The 16,197-nt window shown below is 27.9% G+C and carries 15 protein-coding genes and 1 other RNA gene; 13 read left to right on the top strand and 3 right to left on the bottom strand.

Annotated elements, in window-relative coordinates; all coding sequences use genetic code 11:
• Positions 1-1,155 (top strand): D-alanyl-lipoteichoic acid biosynthesis protein DltB, encoded by a 1,155-nt coding sequence (gene dltB / locus KYD98_RS01210; RefSeq protein WP_219777766.1) that lies wholly within the window; start codon positions 1-3, stop codon positions 1,153-1,155.
• Between the two features lie 285 nt (positions 1,156-1,440).
• Positions 1,441-1,668, top strand: a complete 228-nt coding sequence (dltC, locus tag KYD98_RS01205) for a D-alanine--poly(phosphoribitol) ligase subunit DltC (RefSeq protein WP_219777765.1) — start codon at positions 1,441-1,443, stop codon at positions 1,666-1,668.
• A gap of 262 nt (positions 1,669-1,930) precedes the next feature.
• On the opposite strand, the gene KYD98_RS01200 is transcribed toward dltC, so the two are convergent.
• Positions 1,931-2,641 (bottom strand): ATP-binding protein, encoded by a 711-nt coding sequence (locus tag KYD98_RS01200; protein WP_219777764.1) that lies wholly within the window; start codon positions 2,639-2,641, stop codon positions 1,931-1,933.
• A gap of 574 nt (positions 2,642-3,215) precedes the next feature.
• On the opposite strand from KYD98_RS01200, the gene KYD98_RS01195 reads away from it, so the two are divergent.
• The 11 genes from KYD98_RS01195 (at position 3,216) to KYD98_RS01150 (ending at position 13,786) form a co-directional block, all read left to right on the top strand.
• Positions 3,216-3,458, top strand: coding sequence for a hypothetical protein (locus tag KYD98_RS01195; RefSeq protein ID WP_219777763.1), 243 nt, complete (start codon positions 3,216-3,218; stop codon positions 3,456-3,458).
• A 290-nt stretch (positions 3,459-3,748) separates the two neighbouring features.
• Positions 3,749-4,103, top strand: a transfer-messenger RNA (tmRNA) gene (gene ssrA, locus KYD98_RS01190).
• A gap of 129 nt (positions 4,104-4,232) precedes the next feature.
• Positions 4,233-4,358 (top strand): hypothetical protein, encoded by a 126-nt coding sequence (locus tag KYD98_RS18045; protein ID WP_258049556.1) that lies wholly within the window; start codon positions 4,233-4,235, stop codon positions 4,356-4,358.
• Positions 4,359-4,360: 2 nt separating this feature from the next.
• Entirely contained in the window at positions 4,361-5,275 is a 915-nt protein-coding gene (locus KYD98_RS01185) for an LAGLIDADG family homing endonuclease (protein ID WP_219777762.1), read from the top strand.
• Positions 5,276-5,714: 439 nt separating this feature from the next.
• On the top strand, positions 5,715-6,692 hold the full coding sequence (locus KYD98_RS01180; protein WP_219777761.1) for a mannose/fructose/sorbose PTS transporter subunit IIA: 978 nt from the start codon (positions 5,715-5,717) through the stop codon (positions 6,690-6,692).
• 36 nt (positions 6,693-6,728) lie between these two features.
• On the top strand, positions 6,729-7,538 hold the full coding sequence (locus tag KYD98_RS01175; RefSeq protein ID WP_219777760.1) for a PTS mannose/fructose/sorbose transporter subunit IIC: 810 nt from the start codon (positions 6,729-6,731) through the stop codon (positions 7,536-7,538).
• Positions 7,539-7,557: 19 nt separating this feature from the next.
• Positions 7,558-8,469 carry a PTS system mannose/fructose/sorbose family transporter subunit IID gene (locus KYD98_RS01170; protein ID WP_219777759.1) on the top strand — a complete coding sequence of 304 codons (912 nt, stop codon included), beginning with the start codon at positions 7,558-7,560 and terminating at the stop codon, positions 8,467-8,469.
• A 231-nt stretch (positions 8,470-8,700) separates the two neighbouring features.
• The gene (locus KYD98_RS01165; protein WP_219777758.1) at positions 8,701-9,075 is read left to right on the top strand and encodes a DUF956 family protein; all 375 of its coding nucleotides are present in this window, start codon (positions 8,701-8,703) and stop codon (positions 9,073-9,075) included.
• Between the two features lie 309 nt (positions 9,076-9,384).
• Positions 9,385-10,233: a BglG family transcription antiterminator LicT gene (gene licT, locus KYD98_RS01160; RefSeq protein WP_219777757.1), complete on the top strand. Its 849-nt coding sequence runs from the start codon at positions 9,385-9,387 to the stop codon at positions 10,231-10,233.
• Between the two features lie 131 nt (positions 10,234-10,364).
• On the top strand, positions 10,365-12,272 hold the full coding sequence (locus KYD98_RS01155) for a beta-glucoside-specific PTS transporter subunit IIABC (RefSeq protein ID WP_219777756.1): 1,908 nt from the start codon (positions 10,365-10,367) through the stop codon (positions 12,270-12,272).
• A gap of 86 nt (positions 12,273-12,358) precedes the next feature.
• A complete protein-coding gene (locus KYD98_RS01150) occupies positions 12,359-13,786 on the top strand; it encodes a 6-phospho-beta-glucosidase (protein ID WP_219777755.1) in 1,428 nt (475 codons plus the stop codon).
• A gap of 129 nt (positions 13,787-13,915) precedes the next feature.
• Here KYD98_RS01150 and KYD98_RS01145 read toward each other — a convergent pair whose 3' ends face one another.
• Together KYD98_RS01145 and KYD98_RS01140 are read right to left on the bottom strand one after the other, a co-directional pair.
• Positions 13,916-15,355: a HAMP domain-containing sensor histidine kinase gene (locus tag KYD98_RS01145; protein WP_219777754.1), complete on the bottom strand. Its 1,440-nt coding sequence runs from the start codon at positions 15,353-15,355 to the stop codon at positions 13,916-13,918.
• Between the two features lie 4 nt (positions 15,356-15,359).
• Entirely contained in the window at positions 15,360-16,061 is a 702-nt protein-coding gene (locus tag KYD98_RS01140) for a response regulator transcription factor (RefSeq protein WP_308462423.1), read from the bottom strand.
• Positions 16,062-16,197 lie beyond the last annotated feature (136 nt).

Below are 16,197 nucleotides of genomic sequence, written 5' to 3'. Positions count from 1 at the left end.
ATGAAATTAACGCAGTATGGAGATTACTTTTATTTATATTTATTATTTGTAACATTCATTCCTGCAATACTCTTAGGATTAAGTGGCATTAATACTAAGTATTATGGAATAATTGCATCAATAGGTATGACTCTATTAATAATGGGTAATACCTTGGGATTAAAATTATTCCTAATGTTTTTAGTGTTAGAAATAATTTTAATTTATATGTACTTATTTATAAGAAAAAAAACGGATAATAAGTATGTATATTGGTTATTTTTATTTAGTTCTATGCTTCCAGTTATTTCAACTAAAGTAGCTGGAGTTACACAATATGCTTCATATGTTGGATTTATTGGATTATCATATTTAAATTTTAAGGTAATCCAAATGATAATTGAAATTTATGATGGAAGAATTACAGAAATAAAATTTATGTCATTTATATATTTTATTATGTTTTTTCCAACATTAAGTTCAGGACCAATCGATAGGTGGAAAAGGTTTGAGGATAATTTAAATACCAAAATAGAAAAAGATGTGTATATAAATGAATACTTAATATCAGGATTAAAAAAGATATTTATAGCAATAGGTTATAAATTTATTTTGGCATACTTGATAGATACCTATTGGTTGTTAAAAATACCTGATAATGTTACTATATTTAATAGTATAAATTATATGTATGCTTATACATTATATCTATTTTTTGATTTTGCTGGTTATAGTTTGTTTGCAGTTGGAACAAGTTATATATTTGGCATAAAAACTCCAGAAAATTTCAATAAACCTTTTTTAAGTAAAGATATGAAAGAGTTTTGGACTAGATGGCATATATCATTATCAAGATGGTTTGGAGATTATATTTTTTCAAGATTTGTATTAAATTCAATGAGAAATAAAAGATTTAAAAATAGATTTATAGCATCGCATGTTGCACAAATTATAACAATGTTTATAATGGGATTATGGCATGGACTTACTGCATATTACATAATTTATGGATTGTATCAAGGCTCAGCGTTAGTTTTAACTGATATATATCAAAGAAAATCTAAATATTATAAAAAGCATAAAAAAGAAAATTGGTTTCAAATTATGCAGAGGATAATAACATTTCATATAGTATGTTTTGGTATGTTGGTATTCTCAGGATATTTATTTAAATAAAAAGTATGTTTTAAATTGACTTTGATATTTTTAGTATAAAGCTCATGGACAGAGGAATTTACTTAAAAACTCTAAAAATAAAGATTAATCCAATTAATGCATGCTCCCAATCAAAGATTGTGACAAGCAATTAATTGTACAGATCTTCATTAAGAGTTCTAAAAAGCAAATTCCAATGCCATTCCGCCCTTATACTAAAAATATTAACATTTATTAATTAAAACATGGATAAAAGAAATAAAGTGTAGTTAACTCTATGCAATATATATTAAAGGAGTGTAAATTATGAAAGATAAAGTATTAGAAATATTTATTGAGGTTACTGGTAATGATGAACTTGCAGAGGATTTAGATTTAGATCTTTTTGAAGCTGGATTATTAGATTCATTAGCAATTATAGAAGTTTTACTTCAAATAGAAGAAAAGTTAGGAATAAAATTACAACCAACAGATTTAGAAAGAGAAGATATGTCAACTGTAAATAAGTTAACTGCATTCTTAGAAAATAGATAAATAGTATAATGAACATTTTTTAAATATAGATGTTGATATTATAGTATAAAGCTCATGAACAGATGAATGTATACTTGTAATATAAACATTTATGAAAAGATAATTGGAATGTTTAAGTATATAACTAAAAAAATCTCTTTTGTGATTTAATAATTCACAAAAGAGATTTTTTGTTTTTTAGGAATTTATAATAATTTTAAATATAGGGATAATGAATATTTATATAAAAAGTTCACAATTCTACAGTAGTATTGATGAAATCTTATTCTATTATTTCACCATTTGTTGAGATAGTAACTATTTGCCACGGAATCATTTTTCCACTTGCAATAAGTGCATTTTTTACTGCATTAACAATTCCTCCACAGCAAGGAACTTCCATACGTACAACAGTAAGGCTTTTTATATCATTATATTTTAGTATTTCAGTTAGTTTTTCAGAATAATCATCTTCATCAAGTTTAGGACATCCAATTAAGGTAATTCTATTTTTTATAAATCGATTATGAAAGTCTCCATAAGCATAAGCAGTACAATCTGCGGCAATTAAAAGATTGGAATTTTGCAGATATCCTGCATTAGAAGACACAAGTTTAATTTGAACTGGCCACTGATTTAATTGAGAAGAAACTTTCTCATTATTACATTCATTAGAAATAACTTTATGCTTAAGAGTTTTTTCTTGGGATCCTGGACATCCACAAGGCAATTTTAGGGCTTTTTTTTCAGCCTCTCTTTTTTGCATATTAATTTTTACTGCTTCTTCATCATATTCTAAAGCTTCTCTTTCCTCAAAAGAAATTGCACCTGTTGGGCAAGAAGGTAAACAGTCACCTAATCCATCACAATAGTCATCACGTAATAATTTTGCTTTACCATTGACTAATCCGATTGCACCTTCATGGCAAGCATCAACACAAAGATTACAACCAGTACATTTATTTTCATCAATTTTAATTATTTTTCTAATCATAATTAAATTCTCCCTCATATATTTATAATTTTGCTATGTTTTAAACAGTATTGATGTTGTAGTATAAAGCTCATGGACAGAACTTAAATAGGAAACTCTACTCATGTATATTCGTGGAGTAAGTTCGAATAACCAAATATAAAAGTTGGATTCTCACTTAAGAGTTCTAAAAAGCAAATTCCAATGCTAGTTCGCCCTTATACTACAATATCAATTTTTACTCAAAATACAGTATATAATTTTTATTAGTATTCTTAATTTGTTTTTTAAATTTTGATTTGATAAGTAGAGTATAATATAATATTAAGAAAAATTCCGTATCATTTGATACAAATAGAAGAAATAAAATTTGTAAATTTTAGGATATATTTTAATTCGATATTGGAAAGTGTATATTTCTGTAGATAGATTATAATTGCATCGTATATAATGGGGGTGGAAGTAGAGTTATAGAAAATGTATGATTACAGGATATTCTATAAGAAAGAATTACAAACTTGTAGAGACTAACATTAAAACAAGTTTCTTTCGCAGATATAAAAGTTTATAATAGCAAAAAGAAGGTGATAGTTTTATGAAAGTTCAACATGTTAAAGGAACGCCATTTGATTATAGTGATGATAAAGTAACTGTTTATTTTGAAATAGTAGATAAGCAAAGTGTAAGAAGAATTATGGAAGATATATATTTTATAGATAACATTAAAGATTTAGAACATGGATTTGAAGTGAAAATAGCAATACAACAAATACCAGAAGTAATCCGTTGTTTAGCTGAGGAAAACATTGCTATATATGCTGTAATTCCTGAAAAATAATAATAAGCAATATTTTTATATTATCTATTAATGAAGAGTGTTTTCTTTTTCTTAATATTTAAAACATATAATGAATATTAAGAAATTAAAAATTGAATAAAAAAGTATATTAAAATTATGATATATAAATAAATAAAAAATATAGAAATAAATTTAAAATAATAATTAATAAAAGAATATTTTGTATTAATTGTTTTAATATGATATTTGACATACTATTTTTAATGCTATATAATTTAGGAACAGACAACAAAATTGAATATGTAAGTTTACAAACATCTTATGAACATGGGGGCGTTTTGGCTTCGACGGGGGTAAGAGGGGTTTGTTAAGCGAGTCGAGGGAAGCATGTGTCCTCGTTAATAAAGTATGCATTAAATGTAAACGCAGAAGACAATTTTGCATTAGCAGCTTAATATAAGCTACTCATCAGCCCAGGTTGCCTACGGCTTGGATCACTGGTGTCATTGAGTGGGACACGAAGTTTAGCAAAGCTTTGAGCTAAAGGGGTATTTATGAAGCTACCAAAAGGTGAAGCCTGTCTATGGGCGTCATCTGGCGGGAATTTTAAAATATAGACTGCACTCGGAGAAATTCAAATTCAACTACTTTCGGACACGGGTTCGACACCCGTCGCCTCCACCATGAAATCCACGACAAATTTGTCGTGGATTTTTTTATATTATATTGAATTATGTTTAATATTAGTAGTTCGCAATTTGATTAGAATGAATAACTTTCTTTATTTTACAAAAAATATTATAGGGTGATAATATGCCAAAATATATTCAAGATGATTCATATTTTGAGAAGATAGATACTGAAAGAAAGGCGTATTGGTTAGTTTTTTTGTATGCAGATGGATGTGTATTTAAAAAATTTGAAAAAATAAAAATGTAATAATGCAATTAAATCCAAATGATAGAAATATATTAGAAGAGTTTTTAAAAGATATAAATTTTGATAGACCAATATGTGTAAATAAAAAAGGATATATTTCTATTAGTATTAGTAGTACTAAGATGGCGAATGACTTAATAAAACTAGGATGCATACCAAGAAAATCATTGGTATTAAAATTCCCAAATGAAAATATGGTGTCTAAAAATTTAATTAATCATTTTATTAGGGGATATATGGATGGTGATGGCTGTATATCAACTTATATGAAATCAAGAAAACAGAGAAAAAGTTTAAATTTTATTTGTGAAATAAAATTTATTGGTACATATCAAATGTTATATGGAATTAAGAAATTTTTTGATTCAGAAAAAGAGGTTTTAATAAATAGTCATTCACCAAATAGTTATCAAATAAGTTTTCCTGGTAAAAAATATAGAGATGCTATAGAGTTTTTATATGAAGATGCAACTATTTATATGAAAAGAAAAAAAGATAAATGGGATAAATTTAAGAGATACATGGAGTATCAGGAAAATAGAAGAAGTAGAAATGAAGATATAAGAATAGTAAAATTGGATAAAAATGCGAATTATATAGGGGCATATACTTTACAAGAGCTAAAAAAAGAATTTGATTTAAGTTCTATTAAAAAATGTTGTAAATATGAGAAGCATAAATCACATAAAGGCTTTTTATGGTTATATTTAAGAGAATATAATGAATATTTAAAATATGGAATTAACATACGGAGTAAATTTGGATATACAGAAAGAGATATTAATGGAAGGTTAATTAAAGTGTGGGGGAATTTACGGGAGGCCGCTACTTTTTATGATGTTACATTTCAATCTATTGAAAGAGCTATTAATGGAAAATATAAAACTTGCTGTGGGTTTATTCGGAAAAATATGTGAAAAAATTAAAAACATATAATATAGATTTTAAATTTGAAGTTATAATTAATATTAAGTAACAGAATTTTAATAATATAGAAAATAATTCTTTTAAAAATTATATTGCATAATAGAAAAAAAAGTGTTATGATGTAAACGTAGTCAAAAAAGATTTAGGAGAGTTCTTAAGTAGATTACAATAAAATAAAAATATTTAGCGTGTTACTGATTCGATCAGGCATAAGCGTATGGAAATAAAAAATGCAATAGGATAAATGTAATATTTGTTTTTTGTATCACATGTTTTGTATATTTTTATAAGGTATTATAATATTTTTTTATGATTCAATTTAGTATACAAGAGGTGTGACAAATTCTTAACATATATTGCTTTATTTTATTTCCAAATGCTTATGCTTTTTTTGTTTTTGTAACAAATAAAAAAATAGGAGGTATAAAAATGGTAGGAATTATTCTTGCTAGTCACGGAGAATTTGCTAAAGGCATCATGCAATCTGGTAAAATGATTTTTGGAGAACAAGAAAACGTAAAAGCTGTTACGTTGATGCCTAGTGAAGGACCTGATGATCTTAAAGCAAAAATGAAAGACGCAATTGCATCCTTTGACAATCAAGATGAAGTCTTATTCTTAGTTGATCTTTGGGGTGGTACACCATTTAATCAAGCAAATGGTTTATTTGAAGAACACAAAGATAAATGGGCAATAGTAGCTGGTTTAAATTTACCAATGCTTATTGAAGCTTATGGTGCACGTCTTTCTATGGAATCTGCACAAGAAATTGCATCTTATATTGTAACATCAGCTAAAGACGGAGTTAAGGTTAAGCCAGAAGAATTAGAACCAGAAGATACTGGTAAGGCTATTAACGCTTCAGCTCAACAATCTAATGCAGGTGCACCAGGATCATTTGAATATGTTTTAGCGCGTATTGATTCTCGTTTACTTCATGGTCAAGTAGCAACTGCTTGGACAAAAACTGTTCAACCTACAAGAATTATTGTAGTTTCAGATGCAGTAGCTAAAGATCAACTTCGTAAGAAATTAATACAACAAGCTGCTCCTCCAGGAGTTAAAGCACATGTTATTCCAGTTGATCATATGATTAAACTTTCAAAAGATGATCAACATTTTGGGGGTCAACGTGCATTACTTCTTTTTGAAAATCCAGAAGATGTACTTAGAGCGGTAGAAGGTGGAGTGCCATTAAAGACAATAAATGTTGGTTCTATGGCTCATTCTATAGGTAAGGTTCAACCTAATAAAGTACTTGCTTTTAATCAAAAAGATATCGATACATTTAATAAGTTAAAACAAGCTGGACTTAATTTTGATGTTCGTAAAGTACCAAATGACGCAAAGGGAAATATGGATGAAATACTTAAAAAAGCACAACAAGAATTAAATAAATTAAAATAATCTAATTATTTAAATAAAAAAGGAGGATTAGTAATCATGACTTTAAATATACTTCAAATTGTATTAGTCATTATTATAGCATTTCTAGCTGGTGTAGAAGGTATATTGGATGAATTCCAGTTCCATCAACCATTAGTTGCATGTACATTAATTGGATTGGTTACAGGTAATTTATTACCATGCTTAATCTTAGGTGGTACTCTTCAAATGATGGCCTTAGGTTGGGCCAATATAGGTGCGGCAGTAGCACCAGATGCAGCATTAGCATCTGTTGCATCAGCAATCATTTTAGTTCTTGGAGGACAAAGCGGTAAAGAAGGAATTACTGCGGCAATCGCTATTGCTGTTCCTTTAGCAGTTGCAGGACTATTATTAACAATTATTTGTCGTACAATTGCTACAGCATTCGTACATTTTATGGATGCAGCGGCTAAAGAAGGAAATATAAGAGCTATTGAAATGTGGCAAATTGCTGCTATTTGTTTACAAGGTATACGTATTGCAATTCCAGCAGCATTAATTTTAATAATTGGCGCCGGTCCAATATCTGGATTACTTGCATCTATGCCAGCTTGGTTAACAGATGGTTTAGCAATCGGTGGTGGAATGGTTGTAGCTGTTGGTTACGCAATGGTAATCAATATGATGGCTACAAAAGAAGTTTGGCCATTCTTTGCAATTGGTTTCGTATTAGCAACTATCTCACAAATTACACTTATAGGACTTGGAGCAATAGGTGTAGCTTTAGCTCTTATTTACTTAACACTTAGCAAACAAGGTGGAGTAGGTAATGGTGGAAGTTCAAATACTGGTGATCCTTTAGGGGATATCATTGATAGATACTAAGAAGGGAGAGGAAACGAAAATGTCAAAACAATTAAAATTAACAAAAAAAGATCGTATTTCTGTTTGGTTCCGTTCATTTTTCCTTCAAGGTTCTTGGAACTATGAAAGAATGCAAAACGGTGGTTGGGCATATGCAATGATTCCAGCAATTAAGAGATTATATAAGACTAAAGAGGAACAATCAGAGGCATTAAAACGTCATTTAGAATTCTTTAACACTCACCCATATGTAGCTTCACCAGTTCTTGGAGTAACATTAGCTTTAGAAGAAGAACGTGCAAATGGCGCACCTGTAGATGATGCAACTATTCAAGGTGTTAAAGTTGGTATGATGGGACCTTTAGCAGGTATCGGAGACCCAGTTTTTTGGTTTACTGTTAGACCAATTTTAGGAGCATTAGGTGCTACTCTTGCTATGAGTGGTAATATACTTGGACCAATAATATTCTTCTTGGCTTGGAATATTATTCGTATGGCATTCATGTGGTATACACAAGAATTTGGTTATAGAGCAGGATCTCGTATTAGTGATGATTTATCAGGTAGTTTATTACAAGATGTTACAAAAGGAGCATCTATACTAGGTATGTTCATTTTGGGATCATTAGTTAATAGGTGGGTATCTGTTAAATTTGCACCAGTAGTATCATCAGTTAACTTAAGTAAAGGTGCATATATTGATTGGAGTGCTCTTCCACAAGGAGCAGAAGGTATAAAAACAGCGTTAATGCAACAAGGAGCAGGTATGTCATTAACACCTGAAAAAGTTACAACATTACAAAATAACTTAGATTCATTAATCCCTGGACTTGCAGGATTAATAATTACATTTATTTGTATGTGGTTGCTTAAGAAGAAAGTATCTCCAATTGTAATTATTCTTGGATTATTCGCAATTGGTATAGTTTTCCACTTGATTGGTTTAATGTAATATTTTTTGTTTAGCCTAGGCATTTAGCCTGGGCTTTTATTAACACATAAATCAGTTAAAGTAAGAAAAATAATTTTTATATTAAAGAATTATGAGATTTGTTTATATAGGAATCAAACAAATTAGTGAAATATGTGTTATTTTTAATTGATTTTTAAATGATTGATAGAAATATATAAAGGATATATAATAAAAATAAATGTATATACAAGTAGAAATGGGGTAACTTAGATGGTTCAATCACTCAATACAAAGGTGGATTTAGTAATTGATGCAACAGCTTTTACTGGACTTGCAGATTATGGTAAAATAATGATAGGTGATAAAGGCTTTGAGTTTTATAATTCTCGTGATTCTCATAAGTATATTCAAATTCCTTGGGAAGAAGTTGAATATGTTATTGCATCGGTATTGTTTAAGGGAAAGTGGATTCCGCGATATGCAATCCAAACGAAGAAAAATGGTACATATACGTTTTCTTCTAAAGAAGCAAAAAAAGTGCTTCGTGCTGTTCGAAATTATGTTAATCCAGATCATATGGTTTCTTCGTTAAGTTTTTTTGATGTCTTAAAAAGAGCTATGAAATCTATATTTAAGAAGAGTTGATTAACCTTAATCTTTACTAATGAAATCCACGACAGAGATGGAGTGTTTACAACTTATAATGTAGATTAAATTTTTAATACAGATTCAAACGTGGAAACGTTGACAAATAGAAAAATATATGTTAATATGACAATATATTAAGAGGAACAGGGTAGTAATTGTTTAAGTGCAAGCTAAGCCTATTCATTAATATGCAGAGGATACTTATAGTTTCTTTTGCATTATAATGAATGGGCTTTTTCATTTTTAGATAAAATTTAATTTATATAACTAAATTAAGCAAAACATCCTTGAAAGGGAGGAAAAGCTATGGTTATTAATAGACTTTTGAATAATAATGTTGTAATTACAGTAGATTCTAATGGTGAAGAAATAATTGTTATGGGAAAAGGAATAGGATATCAAAAGTCCAAAGGTGATGTTATTGATGAAGAAAAGATAAATAAAGTATTTAGAATATCTAATAAAGAAATCTCAAATAAGTTTGAAGAGTTACTTAATAGTATACCAATACAATATATGAAGTTATGTGATGAAATTATTGAATATGCTCAAGATAAGTTAAATAAAAAATTGAATGAAAGAATTTATATTTCATTAAGTGATCATATATATACTGCAATTCAAAGAACTAAAAATGGAATTATAGTGAGAAATGCTCTTCTTTGGGAAATTAAACGTTTTTACATAGATGAATTTGAAATTGGAATGAAAGCATTAGATATTATAAGAGAAAAAACAAAAGTTAAACTTCCAGATGATGAAGCCGGATTTATTGCTTTTCATATTGTAAGCGCACAGTTAAATGAAGAACAGCCTATGGTTCAAGGGATTACAAAGTTAATAAATGAAATACTTACTATAGTGAGAATTCATTTTGGAGTCCAATTTAAAGAGGAATCAGTATTTTATTATAGATTTATTACACATTTAAAGTTTTTTGCTCAACGTTTATTTTCAGATAATACATATAGTGGAGATACAGATGAAGAGCTTTTAAGCATAATAAAGAAAAAATATTCTAAGGAATTTGAATGTATCATTAAGATTAGAACTTTTATTCATAAAAAATATAATTATAATTTAACAGTTGATGAAATGATATATTTAACTATACATATTGCAAAGGTAATACAAGATTTAAAATTAAAAGTATAGATATTTATTATATAGTTTGAAAGGATGTGGTATTTGTATAAATTATCTTTTAAGTTGGATAGTAACATTAAGTTGGCTAAACCTTCAAATTTCAATTAATAATTTTAAAAGAAAGATGGAGGAGTAAAAAGATGAAAAAATATAATCAATTAGCAAAAGAGATTGTAAAAAATGTTGGTGGAAAAGAAAACATTATTGGTTTAACACATTGTATTACTAGATTACGTTTTAAATTAAAAGACGATAATATAGCAAATGATGATGTATTAAAAAATATGGAAGGTATCGTTACAGTTATGAAAAGTGCTGGACAGTATCAAGTAGTTATAGGAAATCATGTTCCAGATGTATATTCAGAGGTATGTGAATTAATAGATATTGACAATTTTAATAAAGGTTTGGATGAAAAAAAATCAGGAAGTTTACTTGATAAGGGAATTGATATTGTATCAGGAATCTTTCAGCCTATATTAGGTATTATGGCAGCTTGTGGTATGATAAAGGGATTAAATGCATTATTTGTAGCAATAGGATTATATACAAACACTTGTGGTGGATATTTAACAATAAATGCGATTGGAGATGCATTATTTACATTTCTTCCTTTATTTCTAGGATATACTTCAGCTAAAAAATTTGGTTTAAAACCAATGCTTGGATTAGTTATTGGAGCAACTATGTGTTATCCAGGTATACAGTCAAGTGCTCTATCAGCAGGAATAGATCCATTATATACTTTATTTAATGGAACAATATTTTCTTCACCAATTTATATTGATTTCTTTGGTATACCAATAATTTCAATAGATTATACAGGAACAGTTATTCCAATTATACTAGCAGTATATTTTGCAGCAAAATGTGAGAAATTCTTTAGTAAATTTATACCGGATTTAGTTAAATTCTTTTTTGTACCAATGTTAACTTTATTAGTGGCATTACCAATTGTATTTATAGTTATTGGACCAATAGCAACTTTCGGATCTAAAATTATTTCTGAGTTTGTATTTTCAGTAAGAGATTTTAATCCATTATTAGCAGGAGCAATAGTAGGATTTACTTGGCAAATACTAGTTATTTTTGGATTACATTGGGGATTTATTCCAGTATATATAAATAATATTATGACATTAGGATATGATAATGTTATGATGCCTTTCTTTGCATGTACATTTGCAACATCAGCAGTTGTATTAGCAATATTCTTTAAGACAAAGGATAAAAAGCTTAAGGAAATGGCACTTCCAAACTTTATATCAGGAATATTTGGAGTAACTGAGCCAGCTATATATAGTATTTTATTACCATTAAAGAAACCTTTTATAATTAGTTGTGTTTCTGGTGGTATTGGAGGAGCATTTTATGGATTCTTTAATTTGAGAAAATTTATGGCAGGTGGAATGGGAATATTTGAATTACCAGCTATGATTGAACCAGATGGATCTATGGGAAATTTAATAGTAGCTTTAATAGGTATTGTTATTTCAATGGTTGTAGGGTTTATATTAACAATGATTCTATATAAAGATAAAACGGAAACAGTAAAGGAAGAAAAAGCTACAGAAGTTAAATCTAATAAGTTAGGAAAAGTAGTAATAGCCAGTCCGTTAAAAGGAGATGCTGTTAAATTAAACAATATAGAAGATGAAGCCTTTTCATCAGGAGTATTAGGTCATGGAATTGCAATTATTCCTAGTGAAGGAAAGGTAGTAGCTCCAATAGATGGAGAAGTTACAACTTTATTTCCAAGTTTGCATGCTATAGGGATTACTGCTGAAAGTGGTGTAGAAATTCTTATTCATATAGGATTAGATACTGTGCAACTAGAAGGTAAAGGATTTAAGGCACATATTAAGCAAGGGGATAAGATTACTAAAGGACAACCTTTAGTAGATTTTGATATAGATTTAATAAAAGAGGCTGGGTATAGTGTAGTTACTCCTATAGTTGTCACTAATATGTCAGAGTATTTAGAAGTAGTAGAAACTGAAAATAAAAATATAGAAAGAGGAAGTAATTTAATAACTGTTATACTTTAATTATTAGATAAGGCACATTGAATTTTTTCATGTGCCTAAAGCATTAGCGTAAGTTAATGCTTTATCTAACTAGGAGGAGAAAAAATATGAAATTTAGAGATGGTTTTTTATGGGGTGGAGCCACTGCTGCCAATCAATGTGAAGGTGGATATAATGAAGATGGTAGAGGACTAGCTAATGTTGATTTATGTCCTACAGGTAAAGACAGATCATTAGTTATTAAGGGTAAATTAAAAATGTACAACTTTGATGAAGAGCATTATTATCCAGCTAAGATAGCAATTGATATGTATCATAATTTTAAGGAAGATATAAAATTATTTGCACAAATGGGGTTTAAAGTGTATAGAATGAGTATTGCTTGGAGCAGAATATTTCCAAATGGAGATGAAGATATTCCAAATGAAAATGGACTTCAATTTTACGAAGATATATTTAAAGAATGTCATAAATACGGTATAGAACCATTAGTTACAATTACACACTTTGATTGTCCTATGCATTTAATAGAAAAGTATGGTTCTTGGCGTAATCGTAAAATGATAAGTTTCTATGAAAAATTATGTAACGTTATTTTTAGAAGATATAAAGGTTTAGTTAAATATTGGCTTACTTTTAATGAAATAAACATGATTTTACATGCTCCTTTTATGAGTGCAGGAATTTGTTTTGAAGAAGGAGAAAATGAAGAAAAGATAAAATATCAATCTGCTCATCATCAACTGGTGGCTAGCGCTATTGCAACAAAGATTGCACATGAAATAGATAAAAATAATTTAGTTGGATGTATGTTTGCAGCAGGAAGTGTATATCCGTATAGTTGTAATCCTAAAGATGTTTTAGAATCTATAAAGGTTGATCGTGAGAATTATTTTTTTGTAGATGTGCAAGCAAAAGGTAAATATCCTAATTATGCAATTAAAGAATTGGAACGTAAAGGTATTATGCCTATAATGGAAGATTCTGATAAAGTATTATTGGAAAAATATACGGTGGATTTTGTTTCATTCTCATATTATAATAGCCGTTGCGTAAGAACTGATGATAACAAAGATGATACAGCGGAAGGTAATTTATTTGTATCAGCTAAAAATCCATATCTTAAATATAGTGAATGGGGATGGCCTATAGATCCAATAGGATTAAGAATTACGTTAAATCATATATATGATAGGTACGAAAAGCCTTTATTTATTGTAGAAAATGGGCTAGGTGCAAGAGATACAGTAGATGAAAATGCATATGTAGAAGACGATTATAGAATAGATTATTTGAGAGAACATATTAAAGCAATGAGAGATGCAGTAAATATTGATGGAGTAGATTTAATTGGGTATACATCTTGGGGGCCTATAGATTTAGTAAGTGCTGGTTCAGGAGAAATGGAAAAACGTTACGGCTTTATATATGTAGATAGAGATAACAAAGGAAATGGAACTTTAAAAAGAAGTAAAAAGAAAAGTTTTTATTGGTATAAAAAAGTAATACAATCAAATGGTGAAAATTTGTATTAGATGATAAAATAATTTAAATTGATAGATTTCAAAAATCATGTTTCATCTTCACCATAGAAAAAACTGTACATTTTTTTGTACAGTTTTTCATTTTATAGAAATAAATTCATTACAGAACTTTTTTAAACTTTAAATTCTAATAGGGATAGAAATAACAAATAAAATATTTTCAAATTTAGTAGAAGTTAGATTTATAGTTCCACCATGTTTTTCTATAATTTTCTTTGTTATAGCTAAGCCAAGTCCACTTCCACTGGAGTTACTATTTTCTGATTTTACAAAAGGTTCAAATATTGTTTCACCTATTGAAGTATCAATTATTTCACCATTACTACCAATTTCTAAGATTACATGATTATCTTTTAAATAAGATTGAATATTTAGACTTGCATAATTTTCATTATGACTTAAAGCATTATTAAAAATATTAGAAATTGCTCTTTTCATAAGTTTTTTATCAAAACTAAATATAATAGAATATTCACTAATATTAAGTGATAAGTCAAAATGCTTATTTTGAAACTCTTCATAATATTCTACAATAAGACGCCTTAGCCATTCATTAAAATCAAGTTCTACTAAGGATAATTTATATTCTGAATCTTCTAGTTTTGAAAGTGCAAATAAATCTTCAATAAGTATTGCTGAATATGCTGATTTATTATAGATTATTTTTAAAAACCTATCCCTTTCTTCTGGTGTTATATTTTCTTCTAATAAAAGTTTTGAAAAACCTTGGATAGAGGTTATTGGAGTTTTTAAATCATGTGATATATCTACTAAAAGCCTTTTTTTACTTTTATCCATTTTTTTATTTTGTTCCTTAATAGTTTCAAGTTCTATTACCATTTCATTAAATTCACTCTGAACCTCTTGAAGTTCTTTTAAACCTTTTATATTAGCTCTAGTACCATAATCAAGCTTTTTAAAATTTTTTATACTGTTTACAAATGTTTTAAGAGGAGTTGTTATAAATCTTGAACTTATAATACTGTAAATATATATACTTATTATTAAGAGAAGAGCTTGAATTAAATACAATGTACCATAGGCCTTTAAAGAAAGAAGGCTATTTGATTTACTAGAAAAATTAGGTTTGTACATGAATGAATGTTCAATATTTCGTCTATCAATTTTACAAAGAAAAATATAGTCTTCTTCGTTTTTCCCTTTTACTGAAAATATCTCTCCGATATAAGGATTTTCAGGTGAATACTTTGAAGAAGAAGCTAACTCAAATAGTTGTTTTTCAGTATAGTGTATAATATCATCTTTCTTTTCACCTTTTACATAAATCACATTTTTATTTTCATCTAGAACTTCTTCCCAAGCATCCATTTCAGATAAAAATCCAAGCTTTATTTTATCAAAATCCTTATTATAGTATGAGACCATTGATGTAACTCTAATTTGTTCATCCTTAAAGATAAACTTTTCTAAAATAAAAGTTGAAGATTTATATGATAACTGAACGAGTATATATAATATTAAAAAGGTTATTAAATAATTTAAAATAAGAAAGCCTTTTACATCTAATTTTTTATTACCGATCTTAAAATTTATCTTCATAATTTTACTTACCTTCAAACATATAACCAAGACCTCTTATGGTTTTAATAAACTTAGGGTCTTTAGGAGTATCTTCTATTTTATCTCTTAATTTACTTATATAAACCATTATAATTTTTTCATCTCCAAGATAAGATTGATCCCACACCTTTTCATACAATTGACCTTTAGTAAAAACTTTATTTTTATTTTTCATAAGAAAACATATAAGCTTGTATTCAAATGATGTTAGCTGAAGTTCTTCGTTATTTTTATATAATTTGCAAGTTTTTTCATCTAATTTTAAATATTCATTAATGATTATGCTTTCACTCTCTTCTAGATGATTATTTAAGATAGTACTTCTTCTTAAAAGGGCTTTAACTCTCGCTATGAGTTCTATAGGATTAAAGGGCTTAGCAAGATAATCATCTGCTCCAAGGAATAATCCATCAATTTTATCTATATCCTCACCTTTGGCAGATAAGAATATTATAGGAGTATTATTTTCTTCTCTAATTTTTCTTAAAACCTCTTTTCCATCAAGCTTAGGCATCATTATATCTAATATTATTATGTCTATTTGTTCTTTTTCAAAAATTTCTAATGCTTCTTTACCATTAAATGCTCTAAATGTATTATATCCATTATTTTTTAGATAGAAATCTATTAGCTCAACAATTTCTTTTTCATCATCAACAATCAAAACTGAATTCAATTTTTTCACCTCTTATATTGATATATTTGTATTTTATTATAATACTTACCAATAAATAAACTACCATAGTTTAACAGCTAATTCAAATTAATTATTAAAAGCTAAGTTTAAGTTTTATGTTTCATTAAGCCTATATTAATCAGAT

It is taken from the genome of Clostridium weizhouense (assembly GCF_019431045.1).
In the GTDB taxonomy this organism is placed as follows: Bacteria; Bacillota; Clostridia; order Clostridiales; family Clostridiaceae; genus Clostridium; species Clostridium weizhouense.
Note: the sequence above shows the minus strand (reverse complement) of the source record. Positions and strands in the feature narration are given on the sequence as shown.

What these genes read in the sequence shown, in the direction of transcription:
- KYD98_RS18045 (WP_258049556.1), top strand. Translation starts at nt 4,233, where the DNA reads ATGCCAAAATATATTCAAGATGATTCATATTTTGAGAAGATAGATACT.
- KYD98_RS01175 (WP_219777760.1), top strand. Translation starts at nt 6,729, where the DNA reads ATGACTTTAAATATACTTCAAATTGTATTAGTCATTATTATAGCATTT.
- licT (WP_219777757.1), top strand. Translation starts at nt 9,385, where the DNA reads ATGGTTATTAATAGACTTTTGAATAATAATGTTGTAATTACAGTAGAT.
- KYD98_RS01200 (WP_219777764.1), bottom strand. Translation starts at nt 2,641, where the DNA reads ATGATTAGAAAAATAATTAAAATTGATGAAAATAAATGTACTGGTTGT.
- dltB (WP_219777766.1), top strand. Translation starts at nt 1, where the DNA reads ATGAAATTAACGCAGTATGGAGATTACTTTTATTTATATTTATTATTT.
- dltC (WP_219777765.1), top strand. Translation starts at nt 1,441, where the DNA reads ATGAAAGATAAAGTATTAGAAATATTTATTGAGGTTACTGGTAATGAT.
- KYD98_RS01195 (WP_219777763.1), top strand. Translation starts at nt 3,216, where the DNA reads ATGAAAGTTCAACATGTTAAAGGAACGCCATTTGATTATAGTGATGAT.
- KYD98_RS01180 (WP_219777761.1), top strand. Translation starts at nt 5,715, where the DNA reads ATGGTAGGAATTATTCTTGCTAGTCACGGAGAATTTGCTAAAGGCATC.
- KYD98_RS01155 (WP_219777756.1), top strand. Translation starts at nt 10,365, where the DNA reads ATGAAAAAATATAATCAATTAGCAAAAGAGATTGTAAAAAATGTTGGT.
- KYD98_RS01165 (WP_219777758.1), top strand. Translation starts at nt 8,701, where the DNA reads ATGGTTCAATCACTCAATACAAAGGTGGATTTAGTAATTGATGCAACA.
- KYD98_RS01185 (WP_219777762.1), top strand. Translation starts at nt 4,361, where the DNA reads ATGCAATTAAATCCAAATGATAGAAATATATTAGAAGAGTTTTTAAAA.
- KYD98_RS01170 (WP_219777759.1), top strand. Translation starts at nt 7,558, where the DNA reads ATGTCAAAACAATTAAAATTAACAAAAAAAGATCGTATTTCTGTTTGG.
- KYD98_RS01150 (WP_219777755.1), top strand. Translation starts at nt 12,359, where the DNA reads ATGAAATTTAGAGATGGTTTTTTATGGGGTGGAGCCACTGCTGCCAAT.
- KYD98_RS01145 (WP_219777754.1), bottom strand. Translation starts at nt 15,355, where the DNA reads ATGAAGATAAATTTTAAGATCGGTAATAAAAAATTAGATGTAAAAGGC.